We start from the raw sequence: 22,467 nt of genomic DNA on the forward strand, positions 1-22,467 counted from the left end.
GGCCTTCTGCGGGCGCTGGGAGGGGGTTGAGCGTGGGCGTGAATTCTTTGTCGGATATCCAGTTTGATGGGCTTGAGGTAGATCTGAACAGAAGAGAATATCGGCCATAGCTGGGGACAGATCGTACTCCTGCACGCTTCCGAATGAAAAAGTCGGCCCAAAAAATATCAGGAGCAACTGGTGTCAGTAGACTCTTCCTATTATGTCTATGCGTTGAAGGACCCACGTAATTCCCCAGCCTTGCCCTTCTATATCGGCAAGGGTACTGGCACCCGCTCCCATGATCATCTGGTAAAGCCAGACTCCACACGCAAGGGGATCCGTATCCAAGAGATTCTTGCTTCAGGTGCCAATGTTCTTGTTTCTCGCTTAGTTGATTCGCTGACCGAGCAACAAGCGATAAAGCTTGAAGCTGAACTGATCGCGGCATTTGCAACTGTGGATACGGGTGGCCTGCTCACCAATTCAGTTCTTCCGTCCGGGCTTGGCAGGAAGGAACGCTCATCTGTGGTGCTTCCGTCGGGCGCAAAGGAAAAGGCGCAAATTGGCCTCGCCCTACTCAAGGAAGCCGTGCTAGAACTAGCGAAGGCTAATCCGAAGGGAATTTCTAACTCTGATGCTGCAAGTCTGCTCGGCCTTCGCAGCGACTACGGCGGAGGCTCAAAGGATTATCTGTCCTACAGCGTGATCGGCCTGCTCATGCGCGAAGGGAAGCTTGAGCGAGACAAGTCATCGAGAAAGCACATCGCACGTGTTGCGTAGTTGCTCCGAACCATCGGTGACCCGGGCCGACGGTAAGCGGCACCAGCGGTTTCCCTTACGCCTCGCGCTCCGACAACGACTCCTGAATGCGAAACTTGTGCGTCATGAAGCCCGCGTAGGCACGATTAGCGCAGTGTAATCGGACGGATGCTGCGCTAATCGGACCGACCTCGCCAATGGCCAGGATTCGCCATAACCGACATGAAACAAATGAAAGAAAAGCGATCTTCAATCCTCGACCTGGGGTGCGCGATGCTTGCGCTCGTAGGCTCGGGCGCGGTGCATTCGGCAACGCTGAGCGCCGTACACACCTTCAAACTCGCTGACGGAAGCCACGCCCGGGAGTTCAGCATCCTTGCGCAGGGACGTGACGGAAATATCTACGGGACGACGCCCGAGGGCGGCAGCTATGGCTACGGAACGGCTTTCAAGCTGACACCGGAGGGCGCCTTCACCAAGCTGCACGACTTCGATGGCATCAATGATGGACGGCGTCCCGACGGGGGATTGACGCTGGGTAAAGACGGCGATTTTTATGGAACGAGCTCTCGCGGAGGCGCTTTCGATGAAGGCGTCGTGTTCAAGATGACGCCTGTGGGTGCAATTACGGTTTTGCATCACTTTGGTCCTATCGCTCCTAGTGGCCGCGGCGATGGCCGCTTCCCTGCAAGCGCCCCAATCCAAGGGCGGGACGGTAATCTTTATGGGACGACGTTCGGCGGTGGCGCCTATGGTAGCGGCACCATATATAAAATCAGCCGTGATGGCACCTTCGCATTGCTGTTCAGCTTCTTGAACGACCCGTCGGCGGGGCTGGCCCCGCTTGGCTACTATCCAAGGGCGCCGCTGCTTCAGGGCAGGGATGGGGCGCTGTACGGGACCACTACCTATGGCACCAATGCCACGGGCCTTGGAGCGGTGTTCAGAGTGACTACGGGCGGTGCAGCATCAACGCTCTACGCCTTTCGCGGCTCCGACGGAGCCTATCCGCATGGACCATTGGTTGAGGGTACCGACGGCAACCTTTACGGGACCACGTCGAGTGGGGGCTCACTCGGCGGCGGCACTGTCTATAAGCTCACCAAAGCCGGTATGCTGACGACGCTTCACGAATTTGCCAGTTTTTCGATCGCTGGCTACTCGACTTACGCGGGGTTGGTTCAGGCGAGCAACGGTAACTTTTATGGAGTAACCAGTACCAACAGCAAATCAGGTGCAGGCAAGTTATTCGAGGTGACACCGAGCGGAGGCTACACGCAGCAAGCGAGCTTCGGCTACCAGCCCGGGGCTACCCCTTACGCTACGCCCTTTCTGCACACGAATGGCAAGATTTACGGCCTGACTTATGCCGGCAGCAGCTTCGGGCATGGAGCTGTCTACAGTGTTGACCTCGGTGCCCCGGGGTTAATCAACGCGGTCCCGAGTGCCGCCAAGGCGGGAGCCACGGTGGTCTTGTTGGGCGCCGTTGCCGATACTACGGCGGTGTCCTTTGGCGGGGAGAACGCGACTTTCTCCGGCACGGGTAGCACTTATCGCACGGCGGTAGTGCCCAAGGGGGCCGCCACCGCTCATATCACGTTGATGACGCCGACAGGTTCGGTGCAGACGCTGAAGCCATTCCTGCAGTTGCCGACCTTGACGGCGTTCAGTCCAGCGGGCGGTACGAGTGGTAGCTCGGTGCTGTTGACCGGAACCGGCCTGATGCAGACCACGAAGGTCACATTTGGCGGTGGCAAGGTCGCTACTTTCGTGGTCAACACGGACACCCAGGTCACGGTCACTGTTCCGGCGGGTGCTGCCTCCGGGAAGATCAGATTGACTACCCTGGGCGGAACGGTCGGTACGGCAACCGCCTTTGCGGTAACGCCATAGCCGGCGTGGGTCCGATTAGCGCAGCTTGACCGGAGGCAGGTCGCCCATGATTTCACCCTGACATCAAAGAAGGTCCGGGGAGGCGGAATCATTGGGGCGAATTGGCCGTCGGTGGCACGGTAACCATTCACCCTGCTGCCTTGTTAGGTCGTGGGAGCGGGCTGGGAGGGCGAGACCGTCTGCGGGAGGGAACCCGCAGCCGAGCCAGGGACGGATTCACGGCGTGTCTCGGCCTCCCGGACCGCTCCCGCAAGAGGGGCGTGAACGGTTACGGTGGCACGAGCCTCAACGCGGTGAGCCGGCTGCAGCGGCGACCAGACAATGGGCTGGAGCCCGGAAACGATTCCTTTAATGAAGCCACCCGGCGCTTTCGCCTACGCCACTCGTTTTTGTTTTACATCGATACTTGGGTCGCCTTGCCTGATCATCTCCGTTTTGTCTTGACGCCGCCGGACGCGCTAGGCATTGGGGATACGAAATTTCTCGGGCGGCCAAGCGTAGGTCGTTTGGCTGGCAAGGCCGAGAGGTGGCGCCGGTCTCCTGTGAATTGCGATGTCTGCCCGGAAATGGGACGTGCGCCGAATTCGGGGCTGGTTTTCCGGCGAGAGCCGACCTGGAGGAAGCGCTGATGTCATCGAGCAAGCTGCCTCAGCCATTCATACACTGCACGCGACGACAGTTCCTGGTCACCGCGGCCGCGTTTTTGACATCGGCACCCGTTCTGTCGTGTGTCAGACCGCGTGCTCACCCGCCCTCACTGGTCGCGATCGAGGCAAGGGTCGGCGGGCGGGTCGGCGTGTTCGCGTTGGACACCGGTACTGGCCGTTCCCTGGCGAACCGGCCGGACGAGCGTTTCGCCCTATGCTCGACGTTCAAGTGGGTGCTGGCCGCGGCCATCCTCGCGCAAACCGACCGTGGGCGGATGTCCCTGGGCGCCCGGATCGCTTACGGTCCGGATGACCTGATCGATCATGCGCCGATCACGAAGGCGAACATCGCCAAGGGTTCCATGACCCTCGATGCACTCGCGGCGGCTGCCGTCACCGACAGCGACAACACGGCGGCCAACCTGTTGCTGGCGAAGCTGGGCGGTCCGACGGCCCTGACGGCATTTGTGCGGTCGGTCGGCGACCCCGTGACGCGCCTGGACCGCAACGAGCCCGCTCTCAACAGCAACGAGGCCGGCGATGCGCGCGACACCACGTCACCGCGCGCGATGGTAGGGCTGGTGAACACGCTGCTTTGCGGACAGACACTTGCGCCAAACTCCAGGGATTTGTTGCTGGGCTGGTTGCGCGCCTGCAAAACCGGTGGTGACCGACTCCGCGCGGGTCTTCCCCGAGACTGGGTCGTCGGCGACAAGACCGGGAGCGGTCGACGTGGGGCGATCAACGATGTCGCGATCGCCTTCCCGCCCCATCGCGCGCCCATCCTCATTGCGGCGTACCTGAGCGGTAGCCCCGCCAGGCTCCCGGCCCTGGCGGCTGCGCACGCGGATATCGGTCGGTGGGTGGCACACGAACTCGCGTGAGCGTTCGGCCGTGGGGCCTCAGATGCCTGCGCCTTGATACCGGTCCTGACGCTGCGCTCAGGTCTTAGCAGCGGCTGAAACGAATCGGGGGCCGTTTGCCGACGATGCGGGGGTGGTACGGCGAATCGGCGCTTTCACTTCCGGCCTGAGTGTCGTCGAAGGCCCGGTCGGCTGCTCGGAGAACGCGGTGCCAGCTAAAGCCAGAAGCAAACGGCAGCGAATTCGGTTGAATCCGCTGCCCGGTCGGCGTTATCTCGTTGCGAAGGACCAGCGCAACTGATCGTTGAGCTGTCCAGTCTCGCGCAGCCGGTTCAGCGTGTTCAGCCGCATCAGGTGCGACTTGCGGAAGTCGGGATCGTCGAAGCCCATTTCACGTAGCCCGGTCTCGATGTTTTTCACGGCGGCCGAGAGCGTCACCTGCGGCTGGAAGTCCGGCGCGAGCGACTTGAACAACGTGAAATCGACGCGATAGGAACGCCGGTCCGGCGCGGCCGACGGGTTGACGGACACTTCGACGCCGGGAATCGCATCGGCCACGGCCATCGCCAGATCCCTGACCTGATAATTCCAACCGTCGGAGCCCGCGTTGACGATCAGACAGTGTCCGCCCTTCGACGCTTCGCGGCGGATCGCCCATTCCACGGCCCGGGCCATGTCCTGAACATGGATCAGCGGCCGCCACGGCGTGCCGTCGCTGAGGATGGAAATCTTGCCACCGGCGATCGCGCCCGCGACGAAGTCGTTCAGCACCAGATCCAGCCGAATCCGGTCGCTCATGCCGCAAGCGGTGGCGAAGCGCAGGCAGGTGACCTGGAAGTCGGGGCCGGCCAGCGGCGCGAGGTCCACTTCTGACTGCACCTTGCTGCGCGCGTAGGCGGTCAGGGGATCGAGCGGCGAGCTTTCGATCCGTGCGCCATCCTCGGCATAGCCGTAGACGCTGCAACTCGACAGGAACACGAAGTTCGGCACGCCGGCCGCCTTGGCCTTGCGGGCGAGTTCGACGCAGGCGGCATGGTTGATGTCCAGCGTAACCTGTTCGAAGTTGTTACCCATCGGGTCGTTCGAGATAGCGGCCAGATTCACGACCGCATCGACCCCTTCGAGCAGTTCCTTCGGAAAGTTGCGGATATCCCCGAAATGCTGGGCGTCCAGGCAGACTTCCGGCAGCCGCGACGCATTCGTCAGGCAGTGCGCGAAATAGCCGATGTCGTAGCCGATCAGGGTGGCATTGGGGAACGAGGCACGCAGCCGGGATTCGACCAGCGGGCCGACGTAACCGAGATTGCCGACGATCAGGATCTTCATGGGAGTGTCCCTAGGTGGTTGTCGATTTGGTCACAGACATGCCGGGCGAACGGCATGGAACAGGTGAAGGCGGGCGAGACGGCATTCAGGATATGCATCGAGCGGGCGTCGCCCTCGAGCACGAAGTCCATTTCCAGTTTGCGGGTGCGGATGTCCATCAACTGCGCGCGCAGTCCCGGCTGTCCCCAGGTCCGATACTGCTTCAGTTGCACGCCGTCGGCCAGCTTCGACGCGAGGGCGACCATGCGCCGCCGCGAATACTTCATCATCTCCTCGACGGCGAGCCGCTTGAAGTCGAAGTTGGCCGAGGCGACGAGTCCGAGTTCCCGCCAGATCAATTCAGCGAACTCGGACAGGTTGAAGTTTTCGAAACCGGTGTAGTGCTCGCGCCAGAAGGCAGGGATGGCCGTCGGACCGATCTTGATCCGGCCATCGGTGCGGATCGTGAAATGCACGCCGAGGAAGGGATTCTTGAGGTCCGGTACCGGGTAGATGTTGGTCTTCAGGGCGCCGGCCGGCTCGTCCGAATACAGGTAGAGACCCTTGAAGGGCAGGATGCGGTAGTGTTCCGAGAACCCGAATTCGCGCGCGACCTTGTCGGCATACAGTCCGGCCGCGTTGACGACGTAGCCGGCCTGGAATTCGCCGCCGCCGGTCCTGATCGTGTCGCCATCGCGCTTCAGGAAGGGCGCGCCGGTCAGGATCTCGATGCCTTCGCGCCCGGCATCCTCCAACAGGGCGGCCATCACGGCCGAGGGGTCGACGGTGGCGGTAGCGGGGGAAAACAGGGCCCGCTCGTAGGTCTTGACGCGGGGTTCTATCGCCCGCGCTTCGGCAGCGGTCATCGGCTGCAACTCGACGCCGTTCGCCGCGCCCCGGCGCAACAACTCGTCCATCTGCGGCAGATCGGCCGCATCGCGGGCGACGACCAGCTTGCCGCACTGATTGATCGGAATCGACCGCCGCGCGCAGTAGGCCCGAAGCAGGCGATTGCCCTCCAGCGTGAAGCGGGCCTTCAGGCTGTCCGCGGTGTAGTAGAAACCCGCATGCAGCACGCCGCTGTTGCGCCCGCTGCCGTGAAGGCCGCAGCGCGCGTCCTTTTCGATCAGCGTCACGCTTGCCCTGGGCCGGCGGGATTTCAGTTCCCGCGCGACCGAAAGCCCGACGACGCCGCCGCCGACAATCAGGAAATCGACCTTTTTCATGGTGAGTGAGGTGTGGTTTGGGTCTTGGCGCGTGCGCGCGGCGCTTGCGGCGGGAGGTGGCGGTTTTCGTTCACAGGCCCAGCACCGCCTTGCGGCAGTGGAAGGCCTCGGCGAAGCCTTCGGCCGCGTTGGACTCGATGCCCCGCAGGCGGGCGATGGCCTCGAAAGTGTCCCGGGTAAACCACTGTTTGTCGTGCTGGCTCGGAAAGCACTCCATCAGCACTTCGATCTTGCGGGTCAGACAGGCTCGCGATACCGGCACGAAGACGTTGGGTATGCCGATGTCGCCGTCGTACTTGGGGATCTCGTACTCGAAGATGCAGTGATTCCGGAACGTGTTCCAGGTCAGTTCGTTGGTGATCCGATGGTCCTGATGCAGATCCTGCCGGTAGTGCGTGAAGACCACATCGGGGTTGCCATGCTGCTTCAAGGTCTCGAAGAAACTCTTGATCGACGCGCCTTCGTAAGGGAAGTAACTGCCCTTGAAACGCTCTACCAGTACCGTGCTGCGCTGCGCTCCCGCCAGCAGCCGCGCGGCGGCGGCACGTGTCTCGCGTTCACGGACGTCGTCCGAGCTCAGTGTGGCCCATACGAAATGCGTTTCCGGATAGCGCTCGACCAGCCTGATCACGGTGGCACCCATGCCGATTTCAATGTCGTCACAGTGCGCGCCAAGGAACAGCACCGTTTCGGGGCGCCGTCCCCGTGAGAAATCGAGTTCGAGCATTGGACAGACTCCGTCTGTGTAGCAGGTGATCGGAACCGTAGCGCATACCTCGTTGTTTTGCACCCACGGCGGCGGGGCCGCTACGTGGCCAACCCCACGCCGTTCTGTTCCGTACCGTACCCTCAGCGGGCAAGAAAGGCCGCGAGGACCAGACCCGCAATCACATTTCCGGCCACGCTGACGGCGAGTTCTCGCGAGAAATAAGCGCCGGGCAACATCTTGCTGACCCGAGGGTTGCGGTGCTTGGCCGTGGTCGGAATCTCGCCCTCAGCGATGCGTCCCGCTGTCGCCCTGACCAGATCGACGACACGTGTCTGGGTTTGCAGTGACGGGTGGAACTTGATCAGCAGCGAGCCGGTGACCACGTTGGCTTCGGCATGGTAGATCCCGTGGGCATCGGGGTCCTTCAACAGGCTGTGCTTGAGCACTTCGGCCAAAGTCGCGCGGTGCTTGATCAGGGCGACGTGCAGCCGAATGCGGTCGGGAACCCGGTCGTGCAGGATACGGACGCTGTCATTCATCGCGCTTGGCATGCCGCGAAGAATAAGGAAACTCGCGCCGGTTTTCAAAGGCGCGCGCGACACTTGCCGTCAGAGGTTCGCGCTCGGCATTCCGGTCACGGTGGCGGCCGCTGTCTGGCTCACGCTGGCGTCGCAGGGTGTGAACCAGACACGGAACTCCGCGCCCGGTTCGTGGTTGACCACATCGACGCGGGCCTGCATGGCAGTGGCGAGCTGCTCGACGAGCGCCAGGCCTATACCCGTGCCGGCCGTTTCGCGCACGCTTTCGTTCTCGCCCCGGTAGAAAAGACGAAAAATGTTCTTCATGCGTTCCTTGGGAACGCCCGGTCCGAAGTCACGCACGCTGAAGACGAGCGCCTCGGGCCCATGACGGTAGCAGCAGAGTTCGATGCGCTTTACGTCGGTTCCGGCGGCGAACTTGATCGCGTTGTCGACGAGATTGATCGCGATTTGCGCAAAGCAGTCCTCATCGGCGCGGATGGTGGTCTGCCCGGCAGGCTCGTCGCAGAGTACGTGCAGAACGAAACCGGCCTGCTGAATCTGTGCGGCGAGTCGCGGCCGGATCACCTCCAGCAAACGTGCCGCAGCCAACGGCTGCAGCTCGAGTTCCAGGCCATGGCGCGAGACCCGGGCCAGTTGCAGCACGTTCGTGATCAGCCGCGTCAGCCGTTCACTTTCCGTGCAGATGAAGTCGTAGCAACTCGCTCGCCGCTCCTCGGACACCCAGCCTTCGCGCAGCATCTCGCCATACATCCGGATGGAGGTCAGCGGCGTCTTCAACTCGTGACTGACCGCCGCGACGAAATTCTGTTGCTGTTGCGCTGCGGCGATCTGGCGCAAGCCCAGCCGGTACAACAGCCAGCAGCCGCCGATCAACACGACGCAGAGGATGGCGCCCAGCCAGCCGACGACTGCGGCGCCGGGTCCGGCGGGCAAATCGTCGATCGTGAACACGAGTTCGATGTCGCTCAGGGGTGGCGACAGGCGCGTCCGGTAGAGTGTGTCGCCGCGCCAGCGCCCCGTGTCGGCAATGCCGCTGGATGAACTCGCGCCGCTGGCTTCCAGCAATACCGTGCCGCGGTATTCCACGGCCAGGGCGCTCATGCGCGACAGGGCCGTGTGCCGGAAATCGCGCTCGATCAACACGGCCATGAATCGCTCGGGTTCGATCAACGCCCCTTGTACGGCGCGGTGCCCCTGCTGCCACACGGTGCGAGACAACACCAGATGGCCCGTATCGAGGCGGTCGAAGTCCATCGGCGCGCGGCGAACCGGCTCGGCCAATCTCTGCAACCGGAATGCCGGGTGCCGCGGTACCGGCCCGTCAAGGTCGGGTTCGGTATCGTCAGGGAGTTCGCGTGTGTTGCCGGGCGCGGGATTTCGTCCCTTCGAAGAGGCTGGGTCCGTGCGCCCGTCCGAGTCTGCGCTGCGAGCCTCTCCTTCTGCCGGAGTGGCCGGGGCTTCGTTCGGGCGCGATTCCGACACCCAGGGTTCGTTGGGGCTGTTGGTCCACGGTGGCCGGCCCGGTGTCTCCGGCGTCTCGTCGATGGGCCACGGCCTGGGGCTGCCATAGGGCAGGACGCTTACCGGAGCGCCGTAGCGCAGTACCGGACTGAACGGTAGCGCGGCTCTCCGGCCCAGTTCGGCCAGGGTTTGCCCGCGGGTCAGGATGTCCCGGATGCGCGTCTGGAGGTCCCGCCGCGCCCTGAGCTCCGTCGGCCGGATGCCGAAATGCACCGGGTTAGCCTGCGGAGGCGGGAGTAGCGGTGTCGTCAGCATGCCGCGGTCGTCGATCTGAAAGTATCCGATCACGCCGGGTATGGCCGAGCGGACCGGGTAGCCCGACAAGGGCGACCGCACGACGAAGTTCGCGGAGGGATCGCCGCCGAGCGCCAGAAAACCATAATCGGATTTCGGTCGGGCTTCTTCCGATAGGATCAATTGCCGCAGCCGGCTGTCGATGCGAGCCCCGAGTTCCTCGGCCAGCACGCGGTGCTGGTGGAAGGATTCCCACTGCAGTTCCTTGTAAGTTTGCCGCAGCAGGATACCGGTCGGCAGCGCCAGCGCCAGGAAAAACGAACCGAGCGCCCAACGCAGCCGCGCGCGGTTGAGTCCGATCCAGGACTCGGCCACGCTCAATCCGCGAGGAGGCGGTAGCCGGCTCCTCGCACCGTCACCAGGTAGCGCGGCTCGCTGGGGTTCGGTTCGATCTTGCGGCGCAGCTTCGCGATATGGATATCCACGGTTCGAGTCTCGATTTCCAGGTGACGGGCGTAGCCCCAGATCTTCGCCAGCAGTTCCTCGCGTGCCACCGGGTGATCCGAATTCGCATGCAGGTAACGCAGGATCTCCACCTCGCGGCGGGTGAAGGTCAGGGTTTCGGACCCGCGTGTGCCGCACAGGTTGCGTGTGTCGATCGAAATGGAGTCGCCGATCGTGATGCAGTCTTCCTGCGCTGCGCCGATCCGCGAGCGCCGTAGTACCGCCTGGACGCGCAGCACCAGCTGAGCGACCGAGAAAGGCTTGGCGACATAGTCATCGGCGCCCAGGCTCAGCCCCTGGACGATGTCGTTATCGCTGGTGCGCGCCGTCAGCATGATGATGGGCTGGTCACGGTCGCGTTCACGAATGCGCTCGCAGACTTCGAGTCCGTCCATTCCCGGCAACATGATGTCGAGCAGGATCAGATCGAACAGACCGCTCAGCGCCTTCGAGAGGCCCTCGGGCCCGGTCGTGGCCGTCTCGACCTCATAGCCATGGAACACGAAGACGTCCGTGAGCCCGGCGCGAATGGCGGGCTCATCCTCGACGATCAGTAGTCGGATCTTGCGGCTCATGGCGCAAGGGTAACAACGCCTCCCGGCCGGGACACGTAAATTTTGCGTAAATCGAGCGGCTCCCGTTTTACCGGTTGCGGTCTGATATCGCCGTTTCGATCGCCCTAGACTGTGCCCACACCTTTCCTTGATCAGACGGGAGAACGCAGCGATGAGCCACTTTCGATTCGTACCACGAGCCGCCCTATGGCGCCACCCGACCCCGACCGGCGTTCGCCTGCCGCGCTGGCGGTCGCGCAAGCCGCCGGTCCGGCCGGGCTGGCTGGATTTGCTTCCCGCTCGCTGCAGCGGCAGGATCGAAGTGCCGGAGGGCGGCTTGAACAGCGCGGAACTGCCGCTCGAAGAGCCGGTGGAACTCGCGCCCGTCCATCTGGACGCCGACCGGAGCCGGGTCAAACGTCGCCTCGATCATTTGATAAAGACCTACAACCGGGCGCATCCGGGACAGGTCTGGTGATCGCCCGATCCCGCCCGGGGTCGAGGGCACGCGCCGCCCAGTGCCGGCGGCGCGCGTGGGCACCTCTGCTTGGGAGCAGGGTTCCGCCGACAATACCGGCTACCAGCCGGCCTCCTTTTCCGGCGTTGCCGAGATACGGTGTATCGTCAGATCGGCGCCATTGAACTCCTCTTCCGGGGTCAATCGCAGTCCTACCGCGTAGCGCAGGGGCAAATAAACCAGCGCAGCCCCGATCAGCGCCACTGCAATACCCAGTCCGGTGCCGAGCAGCTGCGCTACGAAGCTGACATTGCCGAGGCCGCCCAGGGCCGTCTGACCGAAAATGCCTGCCGCGATGCCGCCCCAGGCGCCGCACAGTCCATGCAGCGGCCATACGCCAAGGACGTCGTCGATCTTCCAGCGGTTCTGCGTCAGCGTGAACAGCGTGACGAAGAGACCGCCGGCGACGACGCCCACCGCCAGGGCGCCGATCGGATGCATCAGGTCTGAACCCGCGCAAACGGCCACCAGTCCGGCCAGCGGTCCGTTGTGAACGAAGCCTGGGTCATTCCGGCCCATCAGCAAGGCTGACAAGGTTCCTCCCACCATCGCCATCAGCGAGTTGAGCGCCACCAGTCCGCTGACGGCGTCCAGCGTCTGCGCCGACATCACGTTGAAGCCGAACCAGCCGACCGTCAGCACCCAGGCGCCGAGTGCCAGAAACGGAATGCTCGACGGGGGATGCGCAGCGATCAACCCATCCTTGTGATAGCGCCCGCGGCGCGGCCCAAGCATCAACACGGCCACCAGACCGATCCATCCGCCGACAGCATGCACCACGATGGAGCCGGCGAAATCATGGAATGCGTAGCCGAAGGTCTGCTCCAGCCAGCCCTGGAAGCCATAGTTCTTGTTCCAGGCAATGCCCTCGAAGAACGGATAGACAAAGGCCACCAGCAGGAATGTCGCAGTGAGCTGTGGTGCGAAGCGTGCGCGTTCCGCAATCCCGCCCGATACGATCGCCGGGATGGCTGCCGCGAAGGTCAGGAGAAAGAAGAACTTGACAAGGTCGTAGCCGCTATTGGCGGCGAGTTGGTCGGCGCCGCGAAAGAACTCGACGCCATAGGCCAGGTAGTAGCCAATGAAGAAATAGGCGATCGTAGAAACGGCGAAATCGCTGAGAATCTTGACCAGGGCGTTGACCTGGTTCTTGCGCCGGACCGTGCCGAGTTCGAGGAAGGCGAACCCGGAGTGCATCGCCAGCACCATGATTGCACCCAGCAGCACGAACAAGACGTCATTACTTTTCATGATTGCATCCTTGTTGCGGAAATTTTTTTTGGACTTGCACCATAAGCAAGAAGAATGCCTTGTGATGGTGCCTTGATGCCGCGATACGCGGGCCTCGATGTTGATGCGCTGGTCAGGCTGGATCAGTGTGGTGCAATGACGGGTCTTCCGTGTCCCTATTTGGTGCGTCCGGGCGGCTTGGGGCTGCTTGTCCGGTACTGACGGTCGGCCCCCCTGCGTTAAGGCTCAGATCGTCACTGCGCCGAGACCGTCCGACGTTCCCAGTGTGCACAAAACTGTCCGCGAAGGAGGAAGCGCAAGGTTTCCGTTTCCGGTGAGACCTCGACTCGCCGCGCGCCGGATCCGGGCCCGAATGGCTCGTGCCCTGGGGCTTGCACCCGTGTGAGGGGAAGCTCGCAGCGGTCCCGGCGAGCCGGCATGAGCGAGTCCCGATTGGCGCCTTCTCTTGTTCTAGGGGAGAGCGTTCTGTAAGGAAATCAAAAGGCATAGCCCGGTGTCGATAGGTAAACGTACCTATTCCTTGCCGAGGGCAGGGTGGGCATTATGCCTCCCGGGGGTATCCGAACGATCCGATGTAACTGTGCGTGACCGCCAGCGTTAGTCCCACAAATGAGGGTGGATTCTAGATGCCCCGAACGCGCCCGTCCCGACGATCGTCGGCAGTCCCCGGCCGACCGCAACAACCCGATGGCGTGGTGGCCTTTGGTGGTCCGGCTGGCAGCGGTGAGTCTGCCATGCGCAGGGCCCCCGCCGAGTCGCGCGAACAGAAGCAGCCAAGCCACAGAACCCAGGCGCTTCGCTACGGGCTTGCTGCAGAGACCGACTTCGTGCCGAGCGCCTGTTTCGGCCCCGTCCGGTCGACCCCAGGCAGTGGTAAAGCCCGGATCTTGATCATCGACGACTCCCCGGAGGACCGCGCGGTTTTGCGCGCGCGGCTCGGCTCGGAGTACGACGTATTGGAGGCGGTTAGTGCAGCGCAGGGGCTGGAATTGGTGGATGCTGCCCGCCCGGCATGCGTGCTGGTCGACCGACGCCTGCCCGACATGGACGGTCTGGAGTTGCTCGCCGCGCTGCGGGCCAGACCGTCGCAGCATAGGCCAGCCCTGGTCGCGATGACGGGCCATGCCGACACTGCCACGGTCGTCGCGGCGATGCGGAGTGGCGCGGAGAATTTCCTCGAAAAGGAGCATGCGACGGTCGTGACGCTGCAGCAGGCTGTCGCGAGCGCCATCGAAAAGACCCGGTTGGCAACAGAGGTCGATCAGAAGCGTCAATGGCTGGACGCGACCCTGGCCAGTATGACCGAGGGCCTCATCGCGGTGGATGCGTCCGGGTCAATCAAGTTCATGAACGCGGCAGCCCTTGCCTTGGGCGGATGGAACCTCGATGCCGTGGAGGGCAAACCCGTGGCCGACGTCCTGGCCCTGCAAGGCGATGCCGAGGGGAAGGACTGGCAGCGCCAACTTGTCGGGATTCTCAACGGTACCGAGGATTCTCAATTGGACCCACAGCCCGTGTCGCTGGTCGCGGCGGACGGCGTTTGTCGAGACGTCGAATACACGCTGACCGCGGTGCAGCGGGACGCCGGGACCGCCGCCGGCGCTGTGATCGTACTGCGTGACCTGAGCGAGCGCAGAACGGCCGAGCAGACGATCCGTGATAGCCGGGCAATGTTCTCGGAGTCGCAACGGATTGCTCGGGTGGGCAGCTGGAGTTATCGGAGGGATGGCGGTGTCTTCTGGTCCGAGGAGACCTACCGCATTCTGGGTGTGGCGGCGAACGCCTTCGAGCCCTCGGTCGAGAACCTGCTGCAACTGATTCAGCCGGACGACCAGCCGGCCCTTCGCGAGTGGTTCGAGGATTGCTGGGCCTCGGCCTATTCGGGAGAAGTGTCGTTTCGCCGTCGCTTGTCCACGGGTGAGATGCGCTTTCTGGTCGCCAATGCCGCCCCGCGAAGCGGCCCTGAGGGTGTCGTGACCCGGATTGAGGGGACGTTTCAGGATGTCACGCTGCGCTGGCTCCACGACCAGCGTCGACGCGAAAACGCCCAGCGACTGCAGACGGCGGTCCGCGCCGGCGGAGTCGGCCTCTGGGAATGGGATATCCGCACCGATCGTGTGCATTATTCGAGCGAATGGAAAGCCCAGCTTGGCTACGAAGACCACGAGATCTCCGATTCCTTCGACGAATGGCGCAGCCGGGCGCATGCGGATGACGTCGAACGCGTGCTGCGGGATGTGCGCGAGTTCATCGCTCACCCGCGACAACATCTGACCGTCGAGTATCGTCTGCGTCACAGGGACGGCTCCTACCGGTGGATGAGGGATCAGGCGGCGTTGGCGCCGGACGACGATGGTCGGATGACCCGCATGTTCGGGGCCCATATCGATATTACCGAGAGTCGGCGAGCAGCGGAGTCATTGCGCGAGAGCGAGCAGCGTCTCAGCCTGTTCATACGGCACGCCCCGGCGGCCATCGCGATGCTGGATCGAGAGATGTGTTACGTCGCGACCAGCCGTCGCTGGTGCACCGATTACGAACTCGGGGACGTCGACCTGACCGGGTCCTGCCACTACGATGTGTTTCCGGACATTCCCGATCACTGGAAGGCCGTGCACCGTCGCGCACTGGAGGGCGAAGTCGTGCGGGCCGACGAGGACCGCTTCGCGCGCCGGGACAGGACCGATCAGTGGCTACGCTGGGAGGTGCGTCCCTGGTACACCGCGGCGCACGAGGTCGGCGGCATCGTCATCTTTACCGAGAACATCACCGAGCTCCATAACGCGCATCTGAAGCTGGAACAGGCGAATGAGGACCTACAGGCGCGAACCCGGGAGGCCGAAGCGGCGAATCGGGCGAAGGGGCAGTTCCTGGCCAACATGAGTCATGAGATCAGGACGCCGATGAACGCGATCATCGGGCTGATGCAACATGTCCTGGACGGCCAACTCGAAGCGCGACAGCGTCACTATCTGAGAAAAGTGCACTCCGCGTCACAGGCGCTGCTGCGCCTTTTGAACGACCTTCTCGATTTCTCGAAAATCGAAGCGGGTGGGCTGGAACTCGAGCAGACACCCTTCGAACTGGATCAGGTCGTACAGTCCGTCGCGGATCTGTTCCTGGTGCGGTTGGAACAAAAGGGGCTGGACTGGCGGGTGGAACGCGATCCACGCCTGCCTCGCTACCTGGTGGGCGATGCCTTTCGGTTGAACCAGGTACTGGTCAATCTGGTTGGCAACGCGGTCAAGTTCACGGAACGCGGCGGTATTTCGTTGTCGCTGGAATGGGCGGGAGAGAAGGGTTCACTCGTTAGCGTGCGGACCACGGTGCGAGATACCGGCATCGGGATAACCCCCGAGCAGACACAACGGTTGTTCAACACTTTCGCGCAGGGCGACAGCTCCACCACCCGCAAATACGGAGGGACGGGCCTGGGTCTGTCGATTGCCCGGCGCCTGGTCAACCTGATGGGCGGCGAGATCACGGTCCACAGCGTCCCGGCGGAAGGCAGCACCTTTGTGTTTACTGCGAGTTTTCAGCGTCTCGGGAGGGACGAGGTGCCGATGCACGACGGTGGTGCGCCGTGCGAGAGGGAGGCACTGGACCAGATCCAGCGCGCCAGGCCGATACACGGCAAGCGGATCCTCTGGGTGGGGCACGAACCGGAGGCGGTTGCGATGCCCGACTGGCTGGCCGGTCTCGGCCTGAGCGTAACGCAGGCAGCGACGTCGCGTGAGGCAGTGGCGAAGGCCGCACAGAATGGCTTTGATCTCGCTCTTCTCGCGCTGAACCTGCCGGATCGGCAGGTCGAACGGGTAGCCCAGCAGCTCTGCGAGCGTTCGGGTCGTGCGAAGCCGATCGTCATCGCCCTGGCGAAATCTCCATCTGCCGACCGCGGACCGATGCCCGTGGAAGCCGGGGTGAATGAATGGATCGTTGCCCCTCAGTCGCCGCCGGTGTTCCTCGACAGCCTGTTACGGTGGCTCGCTCCGGAGGCAGGCAGTCGTGGTGGCCGCATGCCCGTTGATCGCCTGCACGGCGCCCAGCGTGATCGGCTGAAGTCCCTGCTGAAAGAACTCGAGATCGCGCTGCGAAGCAATCGCCTGTCGGCTCGACAGACTGCCGAGCAGATCCAGTCGCTAGTGGCCGAAACCTCGGCGGCCGAGTCGTTCCAGCCCGTGATGACGGCGGTCTGCAGGCTGAAAACGCGCGAGGCGCAGGCTGCCCTGTCCGTCTTCAAGCGTGCCGTGCCCACGTTGACGGGCGTCACGCAGGCTACGGACCTCCCGCCGAAGTGAGACCGCACGAGTCCGAGGCTGCCGCTTTTCCCACAGGGTGCCCTAGTCCATGAGCCAATACCCGCAGCTCCTGATCGTTGACGATCAGGCTGACAACATCCAGGTTCTCGGCGAGTTCCTCGACGATGACCACGAGATCCAGTACGCGCTATCCGGTCAGGAGGCCCTGGCCCTGCTCGGCGAAAGCTTGCCGGATCTGATACTCCTGGATGTCATGATGCCCGACATGGACGGCTATGCCGTGTGTCAGCAGCTGAAAGGCGATCCTCGGACGCGTGACATCCCGGTCGTGTTCGTTACGGCGCGGAACGATGTCGATAGCGAGTCCCGGGCATTGGCCGCCGGTGCGGTCGATTTCATTCACAAGCCTGTGAATCGCGCGATCGTGCGGGCGCGTGTCCAGTTGCATCTGACCTTGAAGTCGCGCGACAAAGAGTTGCGGCAATTGAACGCCGAGCTCAGTGCGCGCGTCAGCGAACGCACCCAGGCGCTACGCGACGCGCTCGTCAGGGAGGAGTCGGCGCACCGCGCCAAGACTTTGTTCCTGGCCAACGTCAACCACGAATTGCGCACGCCAATGAATGCCATCCTCGGTTTTGCTGGTTTGCTCGCCGGCGAGGTGAACGACCCACGCGTCCGCGCGCGGGTTTCCAGGATCGAGAAGGCGGGCCAGCAGTTGCTCGGCATCGTCGATGAGATCATCGATATGGCCGACCTGCAGGCGGGCAAAGTGCAGATCCAGCCCGCGCCCTTCGAGTTGTCTGCCGTGCTCGACAAGGCAGAGTCCTTGTGGCGCGCCCGCGCCGAGGAGAAAGGGCTGGGGTGGCTCCGGGAGAGCGATCCGTCCCTGCCGCCGATCGTGTGCGGCGACTCTTCACGGCTCGAACAGTTGCTGGGGAACCTGCTGAGCAATGCCGTGAAGTTTTCTGAGCAGGGCACCTGCACGCTGCGCGTGCGCCTGGGCGAGAGCACGCCGGATGGCGTCGTCGTGCGTTTCGAAATCGACGATCAGGGGATCGGTATTGGCGCCGAGCGGCAGGCGGACATATTCAAGGCTTTCGAACAGGCCGACAACTCGCGGTCGCGCCGCTTCGGCGGTGCGGGGCTCGGTCTAGCGATCTGCCGACAACTCGTGGAACTCATGGGCGGCACCATCGGATTTCGCAGCACGCTCGGTCGCGGCAGCCGATTCTGGGTGGCGATCCCGTTTGGCTGCAGCGACGCAACGGCCATGGCGGGCCTGGCAACCTCGGTTCCCGCACCACCTCCCACCGTCGAGCTGGACTTCTTCCAGTTGCTCCAGATCTTCACACCATTGACCCACCAACTGGCGGCGGAGGATGTGCAGGCTTACCTGACTTGGCAGCATGGGCGCGAGGTCCTGGATGCCGTGCTCGGCGACCATGCCGAGGACTTTGCGACAGCCATGAAAGCGCTCGACTTCCCGCATGCACTTCGTTATCTGAGAGCAGCGCGCAACGCCTATCCCGAACTGGCGAGCTCCGATATCGATTCGGCGCGCTGAGCGCAACCTGCCGACGCCGGTAAATCACGGGGCGAGTCCGCCCGCGAGCTATTTCCGGAATGGTTGCCCAGGTAGGGCTGTCATTCCGACATCGCCCATCAGCAAATCGCGTATTGTAATAAGACAAATCGCATACGGTTGCCCTTTCAAAACAGGCGCTTGCGTCCAGTTATTCTGTAGATGGTCGATTCGCTTCATGTTCGCGCCAGTTTATATAGGTTTTGCGACTATATCGTGGCTTATATAGGGAATAATGCTTAGGAATTCTTACGGATTAAAAATGGTGTTTCGCGAATATATAGTTCACAGTTAATGGTGTTTTGAAATTTTTTTCATCCGCTTGATATGGTTATTTGGTCTTCCAAGGACTATGGCGCGACCACTACTTGACAAATGGCATATCGTGATCTTCTGGTCATGGGGGATTGCCGCTTGGTGATGTGATGATAGGTTTTTGTGAAGTAATCGCCATCCGGTGAAGGAGCAAATTGCTCTTTGTAGTAATGGGTTCGTCCGGGTAGCTCCGGTAAGGCTTCGTGGGATGAAGGGCAAGGAGTCGATTCGGCTTCTGCCATTGGAATGGTCGAAAACGTCTGAGGGTAGCCCAGGATAAGGATATGCCCATTTTCGATCATGGATAACATCGACAACAAGATGGATAGGTCGCTTTCTCATACCGCTGTTGAATGGTACGAGAAGTGCGAGAATCGATGCCCGACATAGATGTCATTTTTTTGCGGGTCGGTCGGCGTGTATTTGCCCCGCTGGCCGTATTCGCTACATTGGCCGGGAGCGAATCCCCGTCTCGCTCCCGGCATTTTTTTGCTCATCGCATTGTCGATCGACAGCGTTCCATTGGCTGTCCTGCACTGAGATGTCCCGTTCGGTATCTCCAGGAATGCGTCACGGCCGAAGGCTCGCGCTCCCCTGCGTTCGATGGTGGGTCTGGCTGGTTCGCCTGGTCGCGGCATCTGCGATCAACCCGCGCCCGGACACCTTGGTCGGGTCGTTCCCAAGGAGGCGATGAATGGATGTCCCTGATCGTGCGCGTGATGGCCGGGATCGCAAAGCGCGATCTAAACGCCCGATGCCCCCCGCGTTCATGGTTCGAGGTCATTATTGGCTCCGATCGGGCATCTGCGGCTGTCGCCGGGACGGGGCGGGAAGGCGCATCCGGCCGCTGATCTGCCGCTCGCCGTCACATTCCACTGGAATGGCCATTCACTCGGGTCTTTCGAAAGCCTGTCGCAGAAAAAGGACGGGCTTAGCGGGTGCGTCATGATCGCTCCGTCCGCCTTCACGCCGCGACACGGTCGTGACCAGGCGCTGCCGAGCATGCCTGTCCGTTTTCGATCGAGTCGGCCGACATGTCCCTGGGAGGCGTCTCAACGAGGCAGTGTAGATGCCGTTCGCCACCTGGGTGGCGGCATACATTGTCACATGGTGCCATCACGCAATAAATCCTTGGTATGTATCGAGATAACCGCATAAATCGCGCAGAGCGCCGCTGAGCGGGGTATAGTGCTTGTATGTCCCCCGTCTTTTGTCCGGGGGGCGGCAGCTGACCGAGGTTTGGTCTCCTGTGTTTAGTGTCCGCTCAAATTGGTCGATTTCGTCGCTTGATTTTCTTACGGGGTAGCCTGTCGATGCCTCACTGCCACCGGGAGCAAGCCGGCGACCGCCAATCCTTAGTCTCTAGTAGAGCCATCAATAAACGCTATTTCAACGGCTTGGCTTCACTAGGTAATTCGCGAATACGGTGTGGCATAGCCGGAGACGCTTTCTTGCCGATAACGGTGGTGGTATAGGAAAAAGTGCCTATTGATCATTCGATTCCGTCGGTATAGTCTTTGCTGATCGTAATCTAATTAATCATAATTTTGTCATATTAGGTCGGGAGTCATATTTCTCATCTGATTTTCGGTTTGTATGAGGTATTTCCCTGAGGTTCTCTCTATGGCCTGTCTGCTGTTCTCGATTAACTCCGGGCGCGGTGGCGGTCGTTTAAGTAGGGAGACTAGGGTCGATACGGTGATTAAGTAGGCGATTTTATGATACTGTTTGCGGGTGTCTGTTGCGCTATGGCAGACTTTTCTCTGGCTTGTGGATCGGGATGCCAACGACAGGCCGGATGGCATGAGCAAAAGAGTGACCAGAACCTAAGCTTGATTGGCTGGTGTTCTGGGTCGATTCGATTTGCCGACATAAAGCTAAGCGCTGAGAACAAGGCGCGGAGGCGACATTCATGAGTATGGAACACAACATTGCCGTTGTTGATCGCCGGCCATTGATCCTGGAATGCGTAACCCGAATGTTTGCGGAACTTGTGAACACCGGGCACCAGGCAGACATTGCCTTCACGGTTCTGCCGTTCCTGAGTTGCGAGGAACTCTGCCGCAGGATCGCCGCGTCCGATGCCGCTCAGGGCCATATCGATGTGGTGATTTTCGGCATCAGTTCGTCGACGCATGTGCAGGCCGAGATCGACGAAATGCTCAACCAGTTCCAGGACTACCGATGGGACATCCCTGTCGTGATTCTGTCGGAGTGCGATAACCGTAGGGAGATCTTCGAGGCGTTTCGCCGCGGCGTACGCGGCTACATCCACGCGTCCATGAACGCCGAGCAGGCAATGGATGCCCTGCGTCTGGTGCTCCACGGCGGCACGTACATCCCCGAATGCATCCTGTCCGGCGAGGACACCGAAGCCGAGAGCCCCATTCTTAGCGGTAGCCTGGGACGTGTCGCGACCGAGGTCATGGACGTCGCGCCCACAACGCGGCTGACGCCACGGCAGCGAGACGTGCTGAATCTGCTGCGCAAGGGCCTGTCGAATCGGGTGATCGCCGAGGAACTGAGCATGCGGGAAGGTACCGTCAAGGTGCATGTTGCGCACATCATGCGGAAGCTGCACGCGCGGAATCGGACGCATGCGGCGTTCCTCGCCGATCAGATTGCGCTGCTCAGCAGTTCGGAGAGCGCGATGGCGCGATAAGGTCATCAGTCGCGGGTCTTGCTCCAGAGGCCGTTCCAGGAGCCGGCAAACCCTGCCTTGCTGCGCGGGGAAGGATGTTCCCCGGAGACTCACGCTGTGCCGGTTCGGTCAGCGCGTCGTGATCCCGGGGATGGCCAGCGGATCCTGCGGACGGATGTCATCCCAGGCGCTGTCGGGAGTGCGTCGTGGATCGGATGACGGTGGACTGGTTCTCTTCCGCACGGCAATTCGTCCAGAGAGTGCCGAAATGCCTGAGCACCATAGCCTGCGCCGTGATGTTCGGTGCGGGGGGGTGAGCGTAGACATTGCAATCGCCATCCCCCGACGCTTACGGGAATCGACCGTGATCAGACGAAGTGCGGCATTCCGGGTTTCGCAGTAGTCACGAGCTTGAGGGCGGTGTCCGATCGGGCGGTTGTCTGAGAGTCCCATGGTCGCCTCGAAAGCGGGGTGTCGGGCGCTGGAGCGGCGCCACCCGCAACTGGCAACCCATCGGCGAGGTCTGGTTAAACCCCGTCAAGGAGCCCTCCCAAGCGAGCGCTCCATTACACAACGCTGCATAAGGATGTGCGACATGTACGTTGACAAACACCGGCGTCGGGTGCCGGCTCCGCGCGCTGACCGGATGGGCCCCAAAGCGCGGTGCCGCCCCCCGTCTTGTCCATTGCGATTCGACCCTGGCCGTTCCTTCTGAACCCTTGCCAACGCACCGAGCGGCCTTTGCCGGCGCGTGGCGACATTCCAGGAATCGCGATCGCGAAGCCGTTGACGCGGACCACATTCTGGCGTCGGGCCTCTTCCCTTCAATCCACCGGTGAAATATCGACCCGCCGGGCATCCTGATCCGAACCGCTACCGCGTGCTGTTTCGCCAACTCGATGTTCTCGACAGCGTTGCCGGTCCGGTCCGTATAACCGGTGATCGCCACGGTCAGCGCCTGCGTCCGAATGGCGGATATGGCATTGGAAATCACATGTTGGCCTGTTTCATCGATCGCGGTGCTGCCCACCTCGATGTAGATTCTGGCAAGCAACGGTTCCTGATCCGGCAGGGCTTAGGCTGGAGCCTCACTCGCCCCCTCCGCCGGGGCCGGGCCTGCCATTTCAGCGATACGGCCGTCGCGGAACCAAGCGCTAGCGGCC

Annotated in this window: 15 protein-coding genes; 7 read left to right on the forward strand and 8 right to left on the reverse strand. The window is 62.2% G+C overall.

What is annotated here, in order from left to right:
- The first annotated feature begins 180 nt into the window (after positions 1–180).
- The 3 genes from BWR02_RS17650 (at position 181) to bla (ending at position 4,165) form a co-directional block, all read left to right on the forward strand.
- On the forward strand, positions 181–762 hold the full coding sequence (locus BWR02_RS17650) for a GIY-YIG nuclease family protein (protein ID WP_139559232.1): 582 nt from the start codon (positions 181–183) through the stop codon (positions 760–762).
- Between the two features lie 201 nt (positions 763–963).
- A complete protein-coding gene (locus BWR02_RS17655) occupies positions 964–2,634 on the forward strand; it encodes a choice-of-anchor tandem repeat GloVer-containing protein (RefSeq protein ID WP_139559233.1) in 1,671 nt (556 codons plus the stop codon).
- Positions 2,635–3,262: 628 nt separating this feature from the next.
- Positions 3,263–4,165, forward strand: coding sequence for a class A beta-lactamase (gene bla, locus BWR02_RS17660; RefSeq protein WP_139559234.1), 903 nt, complete (start codon positions 3,263–3,265; stop codon positions 4,163–4,165).
- Between the two features lie 249 nt (positions 4,166–4,414).
- On the opposite strand, the gene BWR02_RS17665 is transcribed toward bla, so the two are convergent.
- The 6 genes from BWR02_RS17665 to BWR02_RS17690 all read right to left on the reverse strand — a co-directional run bounded on the left by BWR02_RS17665 (position 4,415) and on the right by BWR02_RS17690 (position 10,760).
- Positions 4,415–5,470 (reverse strand): NAD-dependent epimerase/dehydratase family protein, encoded by a 1,056-nt coding sequence (locus BWR02_RS17665; protein ID WP_139559235.1) that lies wholly within the window; start codon positions 5,468–5,470, stop codon positions 4,415–4,417.
- Positions 5,467–6,675, reverse strand: coding sequence for an L-2-hydroxyglutarate dehydrogenase (gene lhgD / locus BWR02_RS17670; RefSeq protein WP_139559236.1), 1,209 nt, complete (start codon positions 6,673–6,675; stop codon positions 5,467–5,469). The genes BWR02_RS17665 and lhgD overlap by 4 nt, the downstream gene beginning before the upstream one ends.
- 70 nt (positions 6,676–6,745) lie before the next feature.
- Positions 6,746–7,402 carry a PIG-L deacetylase family protein gene (locus BWR02_RS17675; protein ID WP_139559237.1) on the reverse strand — a complete coding sequence of 219 codons (657 nt, stop codon included), beginning with the start codon at positions 7,400–7,402 and terminating at the stop codon, positions 6,746–6,748.
- A 122-nt stretch (positions 7,403–7,524) separates the two neighbouring features.
- On the reverse strand, positions 7,525–7,923 hold the full coding sequence (locus BWR02_RS17680; protein WP_236102386.1) for a hypothetical protein: 399 nt from the start codon (positions 7,921–7,923) through the stop codon (positions 7,525–7,527).
- 69 nt (positions 7,924–7,992) lie between these two features.
- Positions 7,993–10,056, reverse strand: coding sequence for an ATP-binding protein (locus BWR02_RS17685; RefSeq protein ID WP_139559239.1), 2,064 nt, complete (start codon positions 10,054–10,056; stop codon positions 7,993–7,995).
- 2 nt (positions 10,057–10,058) lie between these two features.
- Positions 10,059–10,760, reverse strand: a complete 702-nt coding sequence (locus BWR02_RS17690; RefSeq protein ID WP_139559240.1) for a response regulator transcription factor — start codon at positions 10,758–10,760, stop codon at positions 10,059–10,061.
- 151 nt (positions 10,761–10,911) lie between these two features.
- Here BWR02_RS17690 and BWR02_RS17695 point away from each other — a divergent pair, with 151 nt between their 5' ends.
- A complete protein-coding gene (locus BWR02_RS17695; RefSeq protein ID WP_139559241.1) occupies positions 10,912–11,217 on the forward strand; it encodes a hypothetical protein in 306 nt (101 codons plus the stop codon).
- Positions 11,218–11,316: 99 nt separating this feature from the next.
- Here BWR02_RS17695 and BWR02_RS17700 read toward each other — a convergent pair whose 3' ends face one another.
- Positions 11,317–12,507, reverse strand: a complete 1,191-nt coding sequence (locus tag BWR02_RS17700) for an ammonium transporter (protein ID WP_139559242.1) — start codon at positions 12,505–12,507, stop codon at positions 11,317–11,319.
- 734 nt (positions 12,508–13,241) lie between these two features.
- Between BWR02_RS17700 and BWR02_RS17705 the strand changes: the two genes are divergently transcribed.
- The 3 genes from BWR02_RS17705 (at position 13,242) to BWR02_RS17715 (ending at position 21,325) form a co-directional block, all read left to right on the forward strand.
- Positions 13,242–16,805, forward strand: coding sequence for a PAS domain S-box protein (locus tag BWR02_RS17705; RefSeq protein ID WP_162560220.1), 3,564 nt, complete (start codon positions 13,242–13,244; stop codon positions 16,803–16,805).
- 49 nt (positions 16,806–16,854) lie between these two features.
- The gene (locus BWR02_RS17710; protein ID WP_139559244.1) at positions 16,855–18,330 is read left to right on the forward strand and encodes an ATP-binding response regulator; all 1,476 of its coding nucleotides are present in this window, start codon (positions 16,855–16,857) and stop codon (positions 18,328–18,330) included.
- A 2,245-nt stretch (positions 18,331–20,575) separates the two neighbouring features.
- Positions 20,576–21,325, forward strand: a complete 750-nt coding sequence (locus BWR02_RS17715; protein WP_139559245.1) for a LuxR C-terminal-related transcriptional regulator — start codon at positions 20,576–20,578, stop codon at positions 21,323–21,325.
- A gap of 382 nt (positions 21,326–21,707) precedes the next feature.
- Here BWR02_RS17715 and BWR02_RS21740 read toward each other — a convergent pair whose 3' ends face one another.
- Entirely contained in the window at positions 21,708–22,334 is a 627-nt protein-coding gene (locus BWR02_RS21740; protein WP_407941088.1) for an OmpA family protein, read from the reverse strand.
- Between the last annotated feature and the right edge of the window lie 133 nt (positions 22,335–22,467).

The organism is Methylotetracoccus oryzae (assembly GCF_006175985.1).
Taxonomy (GTDB): Bacteria; Pseudomonadota; Gammaproteobacteria; order Methylococcales; family Methylococcaceae; genus Methylotetracoccus; species Methylotetracoccus oryzae.